The sequence below is a fragment of the Streptomyces sp. CB01580 genome, from assembly GCF_001905795.1.
Classification (GTDB): domain Bacteria; phylum Actinomycetota; class Actinomycetes; order Streptomycetales; family Streptomycetaceae; genus Streptomyces.
On the sequence record NZ_LIXJ01000002.1, the window covers coordinates 366,786 to 383,188 of the forward strand.

General features: G+C 72.4%; 11 protein-coding genes. 9 read left to right on the forward strand and 2 right to left on the reverse strand.

Features of this window, described 5'->3' with window-relative positions; genetic code table 11:
• Positions 1-32 precede the first annotated feature (32 nt).
• From AMK22_RS04125 to nudC, 4 genes are all read left to right on the forward strand, one after another.
• The gene (locus AMK22_RS04125; protein ID WP_073781995.1) at positions 33-3,716 is read left to right on the forward strand and encodes an ATP-dependent helicase; all 3,684 of its coding nucleotides are present in this window, start codon (positions 33-35) and stop codon (positions 3,714-3,716) included.
• A 214-nt stretch (positions 3,717-3,930) separates the two neighbouring features.
• Entirely contained in the window at positions 3,931-7,683 is a 3,753-nt protein-coding gene (locus AMK22_RS04130) for an ATP-dependent helicase (RefSeq protein ID WP_073781829.1), read from the forward strand.
• A gap of 10 nt (positions 7,684-7,693) precedes the next feature.
• Entirely contained in the window at positions 7,694-9,088 is a 1,395-nt protein-coding gene (locus tag AMK22_RS04135) for a dipeptidase (protein ID WP_073781830.1), read from the forward strand.
• Between the two features lie 55 nt (positions 9,089-9,143).
• Positions 9,144-10,091 carry an NAD(+) diphosphatase gene (nudC, locus tag AMK22_RS04140; RefSeq protein ID WP_073781831.1) on the forward strand — a complete coding sequence of 316 codons (948 nt, stop codon included), beginning with the start codon at positions 9,144-9,146 and terminating at the stop codon, positions 10,089-10,091.
• A gap of 105 nt (positions 10,092-10,196) precedes the next feature.
• Here the strand turns inward: nudC and AMK22_RS04145 are convergent, their stop codons facing one another.
• Positions 10,197-10,451 (reverse strand): mycoredoxin, encoded by a 255-nt coding sequence (locus AMK22_RS04145; protein WP_073781832.1) that lies wholly within the window; start codon positions 10,449-10,451, stop codon positions 10,197-10,199.
• Positions 10,452-10,728: 277 nt separating this feature from the next.
• On the opposite strand from AMK22_RS04145, the gene AMK22_RS04150 reads away from it, so the two are divergent.
• The 5 genes from AMK22_RS04150 (at position 10,729) to AMK22_RS04170 (ending at position 14,815) form a co-directional block, all read left to right on the forward strand.
• Positions 10,729-12,924: an ATP-dependent DNA helicase UvrD2 gene (locus AMK22_RS04150; RefSeq protein ID WP_073781833.1), complete on the forward strand. Its 2,196-nt coding sequence runs from the start codon at positions 10,729-10,731 to the stop codon at positions 12,922-12,924.
• A 164-nt stretch (positions 12,925-13,088) separates the two neighbouring features.
• Entirely contained in the window at positions 13,089-13,415 is a 327-nt protein-coding gene (locus tag AMK22_RS04155) for a hypothetical protein (protein WP_073781834.1), read from the forward strand.
• 196 nt (positions 13,416-13,611) lie between these two features.
• The gene (locus tag AMK22_RS04160; protein WP_073781835.1) at positions 13,612-13,980 is read left to right on the forward strand and encodes a WhiB family transcriptional regulator; all 369 of its coding nucleotides are present in this window, start codon (positions 13,612-13,614) and stop codon (positions 13,978-13,980) included.
• The gene (locus AMK22_RS04165) at positions 13,977-14,336 is read left to right on the forward strand and encodes a hypothetical protein (RefSeq protein WP_242433824.1); all 360 of its coding nucleotides are present in this window, start codon (positions 13,977-13,979) and stop codon (positions 14,334-14,336) included. The genes AMK22_RS04160 and AMK22_RS04165 overlap by 4 nt, the downstream gene beginning before the upstream one ends.
• A gap of 263 nt (positions 14,337-14,599) precedes the next feature.
• A complete protein-coding gene (locus AMK22_RS04170; RefSeq protein ID WP_073781836.1) occupies positions 14,600-14,815 on the forward strand; it encodes a hypothetical protein in 216 nt (71 codons plus the stop codon).
• 105 nt (positions 14,816-14,920) lie between these two features.
• On the opposite strand, the gene AMK22_RS04175 is transcribed toward AMK22_RS04170, so the two are convergent.
• A complete protein-coding gene (locus AMK22_RS04175; RefSeq protein ID WP_073781837.1) occupies positions 14,921-16,363 on the reverse strand; it encodes an ABC1 kinase family protein in 1,443 nt (480 codons plus the stop codon).
• Positions 16,364-16,403: the final 40 nt, after the last annotated feature.

A 16,403-nucleotide genomic window follows, 5' to 3' on the forward strand; every position in this document is an offset into this window, starting at 1 on the left:
CGTTCCGACTGGTGCGCACCCCGCCGGGTCCCGTGGACCCCCCTCTTCTGGACGCGGCGCAGCGTGCGGTGGTTGACCACCCCGGAGGGCCGCTCCTGGTGCTCGCCGGCCCCGGTACCGGCAAGACGACCACGCTCGTCGAGGCGGTCGCAGCCCGGGTGGCGAGCGGCCGCGATCCCGCCCGCGTCCTGGTCCTCACCTTCAGTCGCAAGGCCGCCGTGGAACTGCGCGACCGGATGGCCGTCCGGATGGGGGCCGCCCGCAGTCCGCAGGCCACCACGTTCCACTCCTTCTGTTACGCCCTGGTCCGCGCACACCAGGACGCCGACCTCTTCGCCGAACCGACGCGGCTGCTCTCCGGCCCGGAGCAGGACGTCACCGTCCGCGAGCTGCTGGCCGGCCAGCTCGAACTGGAGAAGGACGGCTTCCCGCACATCCGCTGGCCCGACGAGCTGCGGGCCTGCCTGACCACGCGCGGTTTCGCGGACGAGGTGCGGGCGGTGCTCGCTCGCAGCCGTGAACTGGGCCTCGGCCCGGACGCCCTGGCAGCCTTCGCCCGCCGCACCGGCCGGCCGGACTGGGGCGCGGCGGCCCGGTTCCTGGCCGAGTACCTGGACGTGCTGGACGCCCAGGGGGTGCTGGACTACGCGGAGCTGGTCCACCGGGCCGTGCTGCTCGCGGAGCGCCCCGAGGTGGCGGCATGGCTGACGGAGCGGTACGACGCGGTGTTCGTCGACGAGTACCAGGACACGGACCCGTCACAGGTACGGCTGCTGCACGCGCTGGCCGGGAATCAGGGCACCGGGAGCGTCCGGGGAACGGGGCCCGGGCACGGGGCCGCGGGCGGCCCGGGAGGCGGAGGCGGCCGGAGGGACGGGAACGGCCGGGACCTGATCGCCTTCGGTGACCCCGACCAGTCGATCTACGCGTTCCGGGGGGCCGATGTGAACGGCATCCTGGACTTCCCGGAGACGTTCCGCCGGGCGGACGGCACTCCGGCCCCGGTCGCCGTCCTCACGACTTCGCGCCGTTCCGGCGGCCGGTTGCTGGAGGCCACCCGGCTGCTCACCCGCCGGATGCCGCTGCCCCGGCTGCCCGCGGAGCAGGTCCGCGCCCACCGGGATCTCGCCGCCGTCCACGAGGGCGGCGAGGTGGAGGCGTACACCTACCCGACCGCCTCCACCGAGCTGGACAACATCGCCGATCTGCTGCGCCGGGCGCATCTGGAGGACGGCGTTCCGTGGAGCGAGATGGCGGTGCTCGTACGGGCCGGGGGCCGCACGATCCCCTCGCTCCGCCGGGCCCTGACCTCGGCCGGGGTCCCCCTGGAGGTCGACGGGGACGATCTCCCCCTGCGCCATGAACCGGCGGTCGCGCCCCTCCTGACCGCCCTGCGCGCGGTCGCCACGGCGGCACTGCTCCGGGGTGCGCCGGGCGCGGATGCCCGGGGTGCGGATGTCTCGGGCGAGGCGTCGGCGGCCTCGGTGACAGCGGCGGTATCAGGGACGCCAGAGGTGCCAGGCGTGCCAGAGGCACCAGGGGTGTCAGGGGCGTCGGAGGCGCACACGGCGCCCCCGACGTCGGAGCCATGCGAGATGCCAGAGGCAGCAGAGGCAGCAGAGGCAGCAGAGGCAGCAGAGGCACCGGAGGCACCGGAGGCACCGGAGGCAGCAGAGGCACCGGAGGAACCGCAGACACCAGAGGCACCAGAGGCAGCAGAGGCTGCAGAGGCACCGGAGGAACCGCAGGCACCGGAGCAACTGGCGTCACCGGCGGCACCAGAGGAACCGCAGGCACCGGAGCAACCGGCGTCACCGGCGGCACCAGAGGCACCGGCGGTGTCCTGGCTGGACACCGAGACCGCACTGTCCCTCCTGACCTCCCCCCTCGGTTCCATGGACGCGGCCGACCTGCGCCGCCTCGGCCGGGCCCTGCGCGACGAGGAGCGGGCCGCCGGGAACCGCGTACCGCCCCCCTCCGGCGACCTGCTGGCCCGCGCCCTCGCCGAACCCGAACGGCTCGTCACGCACGACCCGGCGTACGCCCGCGGAGCCCAGCGCCTCGGCGCGCTCCTGCGCAAGGCGCGCGAGCTGCTCGAAGGCGGCGGTACGGCGGAGGAGGCGCTGTGGGAGCTGTGGGCGGGCACCCCGTGGCCGACGCGCCTGGAACGCGCCGCGCTGCGCGGGGGAGCGGGCGGGCGCAACGCCGACCGTGACCTCGACGCCGTCTGCGCGCTCTTCGAGACCGCCGCCCGCGCCGAGGAACGCACCGGCGGACGCGGCGCGCTCAACTTCCTGGAAGAAGTGGACGCCCAGGACATCGCCGCCGACACCCTGTCCCGGCGCGCGCTGCGCCCCGACGCCGTACGGCTGATGACCGCACACCGCTCCAAGGGCCTGCAGTGGCGCCTGGTCGTCGTCGCGAGCCTGCAGGAGGGGCTCTGGCCGGACCTGCGTCGCCGGGGCTCGCTGCTCGAAGCGGACCGGATCGGCCGCGACGGCCTGGCCGAGCCGCTCACCCCCGGCGCCCTGCTCGCCGAGGAACGCCGCCTCTTCTACGTCGCCGCGACCCGTGCCCGCGAACGCCTCGTCGTCACCGCGGTCAAGGCGCCCTCCGACGACGGCGACCAGCCGTCCCGCTTCCTCACGGAACTCGGTGTCGAACCGCGCGACGTCACCGGCCGCCCGCGCCGCCCCCTCTCCGTCGCCGCGCTCGTCGCCGAGCTCCGCGCCCGCGCCGTCGACCCGGACGCATCCGAGGCACTGCGCGAGGAAGCCGCCCGCCGCCTCGCCCGGCTCGCCGCGCTCTCCGACGACGAGGGCCGGCCCCTGGTGCCCGCGGCCCATCCGCACCGCTGGTGGGGCCTGAACGAGCCGACCCGTTCCACCGTCCCGCTCCGCGACCGGGACCGGCCCGTGGCCCTCTCCGGAAGCGCCCTGGACCAGCTCGCCAACACCTGCGCGCTCCAGTGGTTCCTCGGTCGCGAGGTCAAGGCGGACGCCCCGGCGACCGCGGCCCAGGGCTTCGGCAACGTCCTGCACGTGCTCGCCGACGAGGTCGCATCCGGGCGCACCCCCGCCGACCTGGCCGTCCTGATGGAACGGCTGGACTCGGTCTGGGACGGTCTCGCCTTCGACGCCCCCTGGAAGTCCCGGCAGGAGAAGGAACAGGCCCGGATCGCCCTCGAACGCTTCCTGCGCTGGCACGTCATGGACCGCGCCGGACGCACCCATGCCGCGAGCGAGCACGACTTCGACGTGACCCTGGAGGCGGGGGAGTACCGGGTACGCATCCGCGGTTCCATGGACCGGGTCGAGCGGGACGCCGAGGGCCGGGCGTACGTCGTCGACTTCAAGACCGGCAAGCAGTCGCCCACCAAGGACGAGGTCGCCCGTCACCCCCAGCTCGCCGTGTACCAGCTGGCCGTGCGGGAAGGAGCGGTCGACGACGCCTTCGACGGCCGCCGCCCCGAACCGGGCGGTGCCGAACTCGTACAACTGCGTCAGCCGGCCCCGAAGAAGGAGGGCGGCGACACCCTGCCGAAGGTGCAGGCCCAGGAGCCGCTCTCCGGCGAGTGGGTGTCCGATCTGCTGGCCACGGCGGCCGGCCGGGTCCTGGACGAACGGTTCGCCCCCACGACGGGCGGACACTGCACGCACTGCGCCTTCCGCGCCTCGTGCAGCGCGCAGCCGGAGGGTCGCCACATCGTGGAATGAGCGGCATTGCCCGACGGCGACCGGTCGGTGCTCGGATACGACCGGTAGCGATCGATAGCAACCGGGCAGGGCTCAGTCGTGGTCGGCACGGCTCGACCAGGGGCGCCGGGGTCCGACTGGTTCCGACTGGTTCCGACTGGTTCCGACTGGTTCCGACGGGGATCGAAGGGCTTGGCGCCGTACGTTGTCGGTGGGGCCGGTTAGCCTCGATCGGGTGCCCCCACGTATCACCGATCCCGAGCAGCTGAAGGAACTCCTAGGGATCCCGTTCACCCCGGAGCAGACGGCCTGCATCACCGCGCCGCCCGCCCCACAGGTGATCGTCGCCGGAGCCGGGTCGGGGAAGACCACGGTGATGGCCGCGCGCGTGGTGTGGCTCGTGGGGACGGGACAGGTCGCTCCCGAGCAGGTCCTCGGGCTCACCTTCACCAACAAGGCGGCGGGCGAGCTCGCCGAACGCGTCCGCAAGGCCCTCGTGGCCGCCGGTGTCACCGACCCGGACGTCATCGATCCGGACGACCCGCCCGGCGAGCCGAGCATCTCCACCTACCACGCGTTCGCCGGCCGGCTCCTCACCGAGCACGGACTGCGCATCGGGCTGGAGCCCACCACACGCCTCCTCGCCGACGCCACCCGCTACCAGCTCGCCGCTCGCGTACTGCGCGCCGCCCCCGGTCCGTATCCGGCCCTGACCAGGTCGTTCGCCACACTGGTCAGCGATCTGCTGGCCCTCGACGCCGAACTGGCCGAGCACCTCGTGCGGCCCGAGGAACTGGCGGAGTACGACACCGATCTGCTCCACACGCTCGAAACGGCCCGGCTCACCAACGCCGAGCTGCGCAAGATCCCCGAGACCGCGCGGGCCCGCCGCGAGCTGCTGGACCTGACCCGGCGCTATCGCGAGGCCAAGAGGAGCCGCGACCTCCTCGACTTCGGCGACCAGATCGCGCTCTCCGCCCAACTGGCACTGACCCGCCCCGAGGTCGGCACGATCCTGCGCGACGAGTTCCGGGTCGTGCTGCTCGACGAGTACCAGGACACCTCGGTCGCCCAACGGCTCCTGCTCTCCGCCCTCTTCGGCCGCGGACCAGACGCGGCGTCGGCGACCGCAGGAACAGGGGCGACGCGGACCGCGCGGACGGAAGCGGCGGGGACCACATGGGCGGACGCGACGGTGAACGGCCACGGACGGACGGAGAACGGCCACCAGCAGACGGCGGACATGACGCCGACCGGCCACGGGCAGGCGGGGAACGGCCACGGGCAGGCGGCGGACGCGACGCCGACCGGCCACGCGGTCACCGCCGTGGGAGACCCCTGCCAGGCGATCTACGGCTGGCGAGGCGCCTCCGTCGCCAACCTCGACGACTTCCCGCTCCACTTCCCGCACGCCGACGGCACCCCCGCCACCCGCTACTCCCTCAGCGAGAACCGTCGCAGCGGCGGCCGGCTCCTCCACCTCGCCAACGGCCTCGCCGCGCCCCTGCGCGCCATGCACGAGGGCGTCGAGGCCCTGCGCCCGGCCCCGGGCGCCGAGCGCGACGGCACCGTCCGCTGTGCCCTGCTCCGCACCCACGAGGAGGAGATCGGCTGGATCGCCGACTCCGTCGCCCACCTCGTCAGGACCGACAAGCGCCCCGGCGAGATCGCCGTCCTGTGCCGCACCGCGGGCGACTTCCCGGAGATCCACGCCGCGCTGGTGGCCCGTGACGTCCCGGTCGAGGTCGTCGGCCTCTCCGGGCTGCTCCACCTGCCCGAGGTCGCCGACCTCGTCGCGGTCTGCGAGGTCCTCCAGGACCCGGGGGCCAACGCCTCCCTGGTCCGGTTGCTCACCGGCCCCCGCTGGCGGATCGGCCCCCGGGACCTGGCCCTTCTCGGCCGCCGCGCCCGCCTTCTCGTGCACCGCGCGGGCCACGGCGACGAGGACGGTCCCGATCCCGACCGGCGCCTCGCCGAGGCCGTCGAAGGCACCGACCCGGCCGAAGTGATCTCGCTCGCCGACGCGCTGGACACCTTCCTCGAATCGGGCGGCGAGGCGGACGACGGGCTGCCGTTCTCCGCCGAGGCCCGGGTCCGCTTCGCCCACCTGGCAGCCGAACTGCGCGACCTGCGCCGCTCCCTGGCCGATCCCCTCATGGACGTACTGCACCGGGTCCTCGCCACCACCGGCCTGGAGGTCGAGCTCTCCGCGTCGCCGCACGCGCTGGCCGCCCGCCGCCGCGAGACGCTGGCCAACTTCCTCGACGTGGCCGCCCGCTTCGCCGCCGTCGAGGGAGAGGCCACGCTCCTCGCCTTCCTGGGCTTCCTGCGCACCGCCGTCCAGTACGAGAAGGGCCTGGACAACGCCCTGCCCGGCGGCGAGAACACTGTCAAGGTCCTCACCGCGCACAAGTCCAAGGGCCTGGAGTGGGACGTCGTCGCGGTGCCAGGACTGGTCGCCGGTCAGTTCCCCAGCGGCCAGTCCCGCGACGCCTGGACGTCCCAGCCCCAGGTCCTGCCGCACGCCCTGCGCGGCGACACGGCCACGCTCCCCGCCCTCGACTCCCCGGACGCCAAGGGGCTCAAGGGGTTCAAGGAGGCGATGAAGGAGCATCAGCACACCGAGGAGCTCCGTCTGGGCTACGTGACCTTCACCCGGCCCCGTTCGCTGCTGCTGGGTTCCGGCCACTGGTGGGGGCCGACCCAGAAGAAGCCGCGCGGCCCGTCCGCCTTCCTGCACGCGCTGTACGAGCACTGCGCGGCCGGACACGGCGAGATCGAGGCATGGGCCGACGAACCGGCCGAGGGCGAGGAGAACCCCGCGCTGGAGGAGAAGCAGACCGACCGGGCATGGCCGCTGCCCCTCGACGACACCGCGCTGATCCGCCGCAGGGCCGCCGCCGAAACGGTCCTGGCACATCTGGACGCCCTGACCTCGGCGGAGGCCGACCCGGATGCACACGGGACGCGGGCCGCCGCCCCGGATCCGTACGACGCCCCGTGCGGGAACGCCCCCCTCCCCGCCGACGAGGCGTATCCGGACGAGACGTCTTCGGAGGATGCGTACCCCGAGGGGGCGTATCCCGACGAGACCTGCCCCGACGGGGCCGAGGACTGGGCCGACGACTGGGACGCCCTGTCGACGGAGCGCCCGCCCGCACCGGCCTTTGCACCCGCCTCCGCGCCGGGCACCGCCGCCTCCGTCCCGGCGGCCCGGGCCCCCGAGCACGCCGAGGAGACCCCCCGTCCTCCCGAACCACGCCGCACCCCCGGGGCGCACCGCCTCACCCCGGAGGAGCTCCGCGTGCTGGCCTCCTGGGACCGCGACCTCGACACCCTCGCCGGTGAACTGCGCCGCGCCCGCGCCACCGTGCGCGATGTCCTCGTACCCCCCACGCTCTCCGCCACCCAGCTGCTGAAGCTCGCGGACGACCCCGACGGCTTCGCGCGGGAGCTGGCCCGCCCCATGCCGAGGCCGCCACAGCCCGCGGCCCGCCGCGGCACCCGGTTCCATGCCTGGGTGGAGTCCCGCTTCGAGGAGCTTCCGCTGCCCATGCTCGGTCCGGACGAGCTGCCCGGCGGCGACGAGAGCGAGGCCGAGATCGCCGACGAGCGGGATCTCGCCGCGCTCAAGGAGGCGTTCGAGCGCACCCCGTACGCCCGCCGCACTCCCCACCGCGTGGAGACCCCGTTCCAGATCACCCTCGCGGGCCGGGTGATCAGGGGCCGGATCGACGCCGTTTACCGCACCGGGGAGGACACGTACGAGATCGTCGACTGGAAGACCACCCGCACCCGCACCGCCGACCCCCTCCAGCTCGCGATCTACCGCCTGGCCTGGGCCGAACTGCACGACCTGCCCCTCACCGCCGTCACGGCCACGTTCCTGTACGTGCGCAGCGGCGAGACCGTACGGCCCGCCCGGCTCCCGGGCCGGGCGGAACTGGAGCGGATCCTGCTGGACGAGCCACCTCCCGACGGCCGATAGGCTCGACACCATGAGCGACACCCCGGACAGCGCCGTCCACACGTACACCGAGCAGCACCGCACAGCCTTCCTCGACGACCTCGCCTCCTGGCTGCGCATCCCGTCCGTGTCCGCCCAGCCGGAGCACGACGGGGACGTACGGCGCAGCGCCGAGTGGCTGTCCGCCAAGCTGCGGGAGACCGGCTTCCCGGTCACCGAGATCTGGGACACCCCCGGCGCCCCCGCCGTCTTCGCCGAGTGGCCGTCCGGCGATCCGGACGCCCCGACCGTCCTCGTCTACGGGCATCACGACGTGCAGCCCGCGGCCCGCGAGGACGGCTGGGACACCGACCCGTTCGAGCCCGTGATCCGCGACGGCCGCATGTACGGGCGGGGCGCCGCCGACGACAAGGGGCAGGTGTTCTTCCACACCCTCGGTGTGCGGGCCCACCTCGCCGCCACCGGCCGTACCGCCCCCGCCGTCAACCTCAAGCTGCTGATCGAGGGCGAGGAGGAGTCCGGTTCGCCGCACTTCCGCGCCCTGGTCGAGGAACGGGCCGCCCGCCTCGCCGCCGACGCCGTGATCGTCTCCGACACCGGCATGTGGGACGAGAACACCCCCACGGTCTGTACGGGCATGCGCGGCCTCGCCGAGTGCGAGATCGAGCTGTACGGCCCCGAGCAGGACATCCACTCCGGTTCGTTCGGCGGCGCCGTCCCCAACCCCGCGACCGCCGTGGCCCGGCTCGTCGCCGCGCTGCACGACGCGGACGGCCGGATCGCGATACCCGGCTTCTACGACGGCGTGACGGAACTCACCGCGGCCGAGCGCGCACTCTTCGCCGAACTCCCCTTCGACGAAGCGAGCTGGCTGCGCACCGCCAGGTCCCGGTCGGCGTCCGGAGAGGCCGGCTACTCCACGCTGGAACGCGTCTGGGCCCGTCCCACCGCCGAGGTCAATGGCATCGGCGGCGGCTACCAGGGCGCGGGCAGCAAGACGATCATCCCCTCCTCCGCCCTGGTGAAGATCAGTTTCCGGCTGGTCGCGGGCCAGGACCCCGACCACATCCAGCAGGTGGTCCGCGCCTGGGCCGAGGCCCGGATCCCGGCCGGCATCCGGCACCGGATCACCTTCTCCCCGGCCACTCGCCCCTGCCTCACGCCGCTGGACCACCCCGCCCTGCGAGCGGTCTCACGCGCGATGGGACGGGCCTTCGGCCAGAAGATCCTCTTCACCCGCGAAGGAGGCTCGGGGCCCGCCGCCGACCTGCAGGACGTCCTCGGCGCCCCCGTTCTCTTCCTCGGCATCTCCGTCCCCTCCGACGGCTGGCACGCCCCCAACGAGAAGGTCGAACTGGACCTGCTGTTCAAGGGCGTGGAGACGACCGCCCACCTCTGGGGCGAGCTGGCCGAGGCACTCCGTTGAGCTTTTCGCCGAGCCCGCTGAACACCCGAACCGTCCCGGGGAGTAGGAAGCACCTGTGAGCACCTTCGACAACGCCGTCACGGACCGGCCCATCGGTCTCACGGCGCCCAGCGGCATCGACCGCGCGGCGCACCACCGCCTCGACGAGGCATGGCTGGCCGCCGCGTGGAGCCACCCGACCACGCGCGTCTTCGTCGTGTCCGGCGGACAGGTGCTGATCGACGACACCGCCGACGGCGGTACGGAGATCGTCATGACACCGGCCTTCGAGGCCCCGCTCACCGAGACCCACCGCTACTTCCTGGGCACCGACGCGGACGGCGTCAGCTACTTCGCGCTCCAGAAGGACTCGTTGCCCGGCCGCATGGACCAGCCGGCCCGCCCGGCCGGACTGCGCGAGGCCGGGATGCTGCTCGGCCCCCGGGACGCCGGACTGATGGTGCACGCGGTGGCCCTGGAGAACTGGCAGCGCCTGCACCGCTTCTGCTCGCGCTGCGGGGAGCGCACGGTCATCGCGGCGGCCGGCCACATCCGCCGCTGCCCGGCCTGCGGCGCCGAGCACTACCCGCGCACCGACCCCGCGGTCATCATGCTGGTGACGGACGACCAGGACCGCGCGCTGCTCGGCCGTCAGGTGCACTGGCCCGAGGGCCGCTTCTCCACGCTCGCGGGGTTCGTCGAGCCGGGGGAGTCGATCGAGCAGTCCGTGGCCCGCGAGGTCTTCGAGGAGGCGGGCATCACGGTCGACGAGGTCGAGTACGTCGCCAGCCAGCCCTGGCCGTTCCCGTCCAGCCTGATGCTCGGCTTCATGGCCCGGGCGTCCTCCGCCGAGATCGACGTGGACGGCGAGGAGATCGAGGAAGCCCGCTGGTTCTCCCGCGAGGAACTGACCGCGGCCTTCGAATCGGGCGAGGTCGTGCCCCCGTACGGCATCTCGATCGCGTCCCGCCTGATCGAGATGTGGTACGGAAAGCCGCTTCCCAAGCCGGGCAGCGTCGGCTGAGCACGTCTGCCGGACGCGAGACGACCGGCGGAGACGCGACGACGACCGTAGGACGCGCGAACGCCCCTCACCGACACCGGTGAGGGGCGTTGCCGCGTCGGCGGATCAGGCGGCGAGCGCCTGCTTCACCTGGGCCAGGGACGGGTTCGTCATGACGGCCTCGACGCCCGTCGAGCCGACCACCAGGACGGTGGGCACGGTCTGGTTGCCCCCGTTGGCCTTCTCGACGAAGGCGGCGGACTCCGGGTCCTGCTCGATGTTGATCTCGTTGTACGCGATGCCCTCGCGGTCCATCTGGCTCTTGAGCCGACGGCAGTAGCCGCACCACGTGGTGCTGTACATCGTCACAGTGCCCGGCATCTCTTCCCGCTCCTCTGTCTCGTCCGACTGCTGTCTCGTCCGACTGCGCGGTCCTGCTCGGTCCGCCCGGATGGGCAACGTACGCGAGCCGACCACCATTCCCGCCACCGCCCGGTCCGGAGACATCTCACACCGGGCCCGCGACAGCGGCCCTGTACGGGGCCCGGCCCCGTACGGAGCCCCGCGATCGAGCGGAGCGCAGCGATTAGTACGACGGACGGACCGCCCCTGTGGACAACCTCCGCACCGGTCAGGAGCGACCTGGCAGCATGGCGGGGTGACAGCAGCAACGCATTCCTCCCTCTTCCCACAGGTCCCCGAGTCGGCCGATGCCGTGCTCGACGGGCTCGACCCCGAGCAGCGCGAGGTCGCCACGGCCCTGCACGGCCCGGTGTGTGTGCTGGCCGGGGCCGGTACGGGCAAGACGCGTGCGATCACTCATCGCATCGCCTACGGGGTGCGCGCGGGGATACTCCAGCCGGCGAGCGTGCTCGCCGTCACGTTCACCCATCGGGCCGCGGGCGAGATGCGCGGACGGCTGCGCCAGCTCGGCGCGGGCGGGGTGCAGGCGCGGACGTTCCACTCCGCCGCGCTGCGCCAGCTCCAGTACTTCTGGCCGAAGGCGGTCGGCGGCGACCTGCCGCGGCTGCTGGAGCGCAAGGTCCAGTTGGTCGCGGAGGCGGCGACCCGTTGCCGCATCCGGCTCGACCGCAACGAGCTGCGTGACGTCACGAGCGAGATCGAGTGGTCCAAGGTGACCCAGACCGTGCCCGCCGACTATCCGGCCGTGGTTGCCCGGACCCATCGGGACGCCCCGCGCGATCCGGCCGAGATCTCCCAGATCTACGCCATGTACGAGCAGCTGAAGCGTGATCACGCGGTGATCGACTTCGAGGACGTGCTGCTGCTGACCGTCGCCATCCTCCAGGACCGTCACGATATCGCCGAGCACGTCCGCCGCCAGTACCAGCACTTCGTGGTCGACGAGTACCAGGACGTCAGCCCCCTCCAGCAACGGCTGCTCGACCTCTGGCTCGGGGAGCGGGACAGTCTGTGCGTCGTCGGGGACGCGAGCCAGACGATCTACTCCTTCACCGGAGCCACCCCCGAACACCTGCTGAGCTTCCGCAGCCGCCACCCGCACGCGACCGTCGTCAAGCTGGTCCGGGACTACCGCTCCACCCCCCAGGTCGTCCATCTGGCCAACGGGCTGCTCGGCCAGGCCCGCGGCCGTGCCGCCGAGCACCGGTTGGAACTGATCTCGCAGCGCGACCCCGGCCCCGAGCCCGTCCGTACGGAGTACGCGGACGAGCCCGCGGAGGCGGAGGGCACCGCCCGCCGCGTCCGCGACCTGATCGCCACGGGTGTCCCGGCCGGCGAGATCGCCGTGCTCTACCGGGTCAACTCCCAGTCCGAGGTCTACGAACAGGCCCTGGCCGACGCGGGCGTGCCCTACCAGCTGCGCGGCGCGGAGCGCTTCTTCGAACGGGCGGAGGTGCGGGAGGCGGGCACGGCCCTGCGAGGCGCCGCGCGCGCGGGAGGCAACGACCGTCTGCTGGACGACGCGGAGGACCTGGCGGCCCAGGTGCGCGCGGTGCTGTCCACCAAGGGGTGGACACCGAAGCCGCCCGCGGGTTCCGGGGCGGTGCGCGACCGCTGGGAGTCCCTCGCCGCCCTGGTCCGGCTCGCCGAGGACTTCGAACGGGCCAGGCCGGGGGCGACGCTCTCCGACCTGGTGGCGGAGCTCGACGAACGGGCCGCCGCCCAGCACGCCCCCACGGTCCAGGGAGTCACCCTCGCCTCGCTGCACTCGGCGAAGGGGCTGGAATGGGACGCCGTGTTCCTGGTCGGACTGACCGAGGGCATGCTGCCGATCGCCTACGCCAGGACCGACGAGCAGATCGAGGAGGAGCGGCGGCTCCTCTATGTCGGCATCACCCGGGCCCGTGTCCACCTCTCGCTGTCGTGGTCGCTCGCCCGCTCGCCGGGCGGACGCGCGGGACGCCGCCCGAGCAGGTTCCTGACCGGGCTGCGCCCCGGGACGGCGGCCCGCGGTCCGCACATCGAGGCGGCAGAGGACGGCGGCGCCGAACGGCGCCGGGGACCGGTCGCCAGGCGCACCTGGCGCGGCCCGGCCAGGTGCCGGGTCTGCGGGAAGACCCTCACCGACGCGGGCGAGATGAAGCTGATGCGCTGTGACGACTGCCCGTCCGACATGGACGAGGCGTTGTACGAGCGACTGCGCGACTGGCGGTCCGTCAGAGCCAAGGAGATCGGCCAGCCCCCCTATTGCGTGTTCACCGACAAGACGTTGATGGCGATCGCCGAGGCGGTGCCGGGCAGCGCGGGCGAACTGGCGGTGATCTCCGGTGTCGGCACGCGGAAGCTGAACCGCTTCGGGACCGCGGTTCTTGCCATTTGCGCAGGTGGGACGGGGGAGGAGGAGACGCCGGAGGCCTCCGGCGAGGCGTGAGGGAAACTCGTCGGAAAAATAGTTTGCGCCTGCCCCAGTCATCACCATAGGTTCTTAACCACAGGGACAGCGGCTTCTCTGAAGCCCTGGCTCTGTGCTGTACTTATTCGAATACGCAGGATCGGTCCGCCGGTCCCCCGAGACGCCGAGAGGAGGCGATTGAAGTGATCAGCATCATCAAGACCAACAAAATGACCGATCTCTCGGTCGTCTCCGCCTGCTCGCTCGGCCTCGTCTGCTCCCGCGATTTCTCGCTCCGTGGCACCGGTCTGTCCGCCGTCAGCCCGCTGTCCTCCGCGAGCTTCCCCGTGCGGGAGCGCAATGAGCGACCGGCTCAGGCACCGGCAGCAGCAGTAGTGAAGGGGCAGGCCCAGGCCTATGCCTTCGCCGCTGTCGGTGCGGGAGTGGAAGCCGGCGCCAAGAAGCAGACGACGCACCACCACACGATGTGGGCCTTCCGTGGGCCTGAACCCTGGAGTGATCCAGCCTGATTCAGCATCAGGCCGGCGCCTTCAGGGCCGCGGAACCCCACTCGGGATCCGCGGCCCTTTTGTTTGTCCGAACGGACGGACAGCCTGCCCGTCCATGCGGACGGAAAGCGCGAAGGAGCCTCGGGACAAGCAGCACCCGGTACCAGCCGCCCTCCGGCCAACAGGCCGGAACGACCAGACGAGGACACCACCCACCGTGCAACTCGAAGCGCACGCCCCGTCCGTACCGCTTTCCGACCCGATCCCGCCGCCCGGCCTCACGGAGGACTCCACCTTGACCCCCCTCACCACGCTCACCTCGCTCGATGACGCCATCGAGAACCTCGACGTACCCGTTCCCTGCCGCTCCTACGACCCGGAGGTCTTCTTCGCCGAGTCGCCGGCCGATGTCGAGTACGCCAAGTCCCTCTGCCGCACCTGCCCGCTCGTCGAGGCGTGCCTCGCCGGCGCCAAGGATCGGCGCGAGCCGTGGGGTGTTTGGGGCGGTGAGCTCTTCGTCCAGGGCGTCGTCGTCGCCCGAAAGCGGCCTCGGGGTCGTCCGCGCAAGAACCCGGTCGCGGCGTGACCGCCGCACTGGGGGTCATGGCCCCCAAACCCACGAAGCGCACCGGAACCATCGACCGTCCCCACACCCACGATCCCCGAAATCAGGCACCAATGCCCGTCCCCACATATGAGCCCGTCGGCTCCGCAACACCGAACGTCACGATCACCGGTGCGAACGATTCGCGCCAGAACAGGACCCGCGAGATGCAACTCATCCCAGAAGCCCTGGCCCGTGCCCATATGCACGAGCGCATGAGGGAGGCCGACACGCAACGCCGGGCCGTGCGCCTGGTCAACGCGCGTCGGATGCAGCGCAGGGCCGAGCGCGTATCGATGCGTGCCCGCCGAGCGCTGGCCATGGCGGTCATGCATTAGCACCCCTCTCGGCAGCAGCGCGGGAGGGCACTGATCCGGGCCGCTCACCGGCACCGCCCCGCCGGGCGACCGCTCCGCCCGGCGGCGACGGACCTGGTCCCCCACCCGGTTCTTCAGCACCCCTTCTTCAGTACCCCTTCCGCGGGGCCGGTCCGTTCGGGCCGGCCCCACGGTCGTTCGGCGCGCGGACCTCGGCCCGCAGCCGTACGCGCCGCGCCGCGCGGTGCGGCGCGCCACGGTGACCATCGGGTTATCGTCACGAGGTGGACGAGGAGACGCATCCCCGGAACGAGCGGTCCGACGGGCAGGACGCCGCGGTGGTCGCCTGCGCCCTGTGCGGCGCGTCCGTGAACAGCGAGACCCCACCCGCGACCTGGACCTGTTCCGTGGAGAACGGCAGCCGGCAGTACGTCTGCGACACATGCGCCCGCACGCACATCAGGGCGATCGAGAGCCGTCTCGACTCCGCCTGGTGGTGACGTCCGGGACGCGCGTGCCAGGCCGCGGGTCCTGCCGTCTCCGCCCGGCCGCCCCGGCTGCCCCTCCCGGTCCTCGGCCGTGTCGGCCGGGCCGACGGCCGCCGCCTACGCCCCGGCGACCGCGTCGTCGGCCAGTTCCTCCTCGACCATTGGTTCCTCCTCGACCATGGGTTCCTGCTCGTACTCCCACAGGAATCCCGGCAACCAGGATTCGAGTTCGTCACGCAGCCGTACCGTCGCGCCCAGCTGACACAGCACCCCGATCGTGCTCAGTGTCACCCGATGTATCAGCAGATAGGCGGGCGGCAGATTCAACCGCTTGCCCAGCTGATAGGCGGGGGAGCGCGGATCGCCGATCCGTGCCGCCTGGTTGCGCATCCAGCTCCGGGTGAAGGTGAACTCCTCCACCTGCGCCGGCTCGATGATCGGGAGAAGGTAGTCCAGCACGGCCTCCGCGTCGAGATCGGCCGACTCCTTGACGAAACCCTCCTCGCACAGCAGCTCGTACACTGCCCGCGCCTCACCCGCCAGTGCCAGCCGCAGCGAGTCCCCGATCGGCTGCGGGAGACCACCCGGCAGCCGGTCCACCGTGCCGAAGTCCAGTACCCCGAGCCGCCACTGCTCGGTCCCGGCGTTCTCACCGGACTCGTCGGCCCCGTCCGTCCCCTCCTCCGGAGGAAGCAGCCGGAAGTTGCCCGGATGCGGGTCGGCATGCAGCAGCCCGGTACGGGCCGGTCCCGAGAAGAGGAAACGGGCCAGCAACTGACCGGCCCGGTCACGCTGCTCGGGTGTGCCCTTCGCGATCACGTCGGCCAGCGGAACGCCATCCATCCACTCCGTCACCAGTACCTGGTCGGACTGGTGCACCACATCGGGGATCACCATGTCCGGATCGGCCGCGAACTCCTCGGCGTGGGCCTGCTGCGACCGTGCCTCCTGCTCGTAGTCCAGCTCCTCCGAGACCCGGTCGCGCAACTCCGTGATGAGCGGTTTGATGTCCATGCCGGGGATCAACGGACCGAGCAGCCGGGCGAATCTGCTGAGTTGCGTCAGGTCCGAGAGCAGTGCCGCTCCCGCGCCGGGGTACTGCACCTTCACCGCGACGTCCCGCCCGTCGTGCCACACCGCCCGGTGCACCTGGCCGATCGACGCGGCGGCCGACGGCTTGTCCTCGAACTCCAGGAACAGCTCCCGCCAGTCCTCGCCGAGCCGGGCGGCCAGCACCTCGTGCACCGTGCCGCTGGGCATGGGAGGCGCGGCGTCCTGGAGCTTGGTGAGCGCTGCGCGGTACGGTCCGGCCACCTCCTCGGGCAGCGCAGACTCGAAGACGGACAGCGCCTGGCCCAGCTTCATCGCGCCGCCCTTCAACTCGCCCAGCACCTTGAAGAGCTGATCAGCCGTCCGCTGCTGCACCTCCCGGGCCACGAGCTCCGCGGACTTGCCGCCGATCCGCTTGCCCAGGCCCCAGGTGGCGCGGCCTGCGAAGCCCAACGGCAAGGCCGCCAGCTTGGCGGTACGCGTGACCGCTTTCCGGGGAAGATCAGACATGAGCCCCTCCATATCCCAGACTGCCGTACCGCGTGCGGCG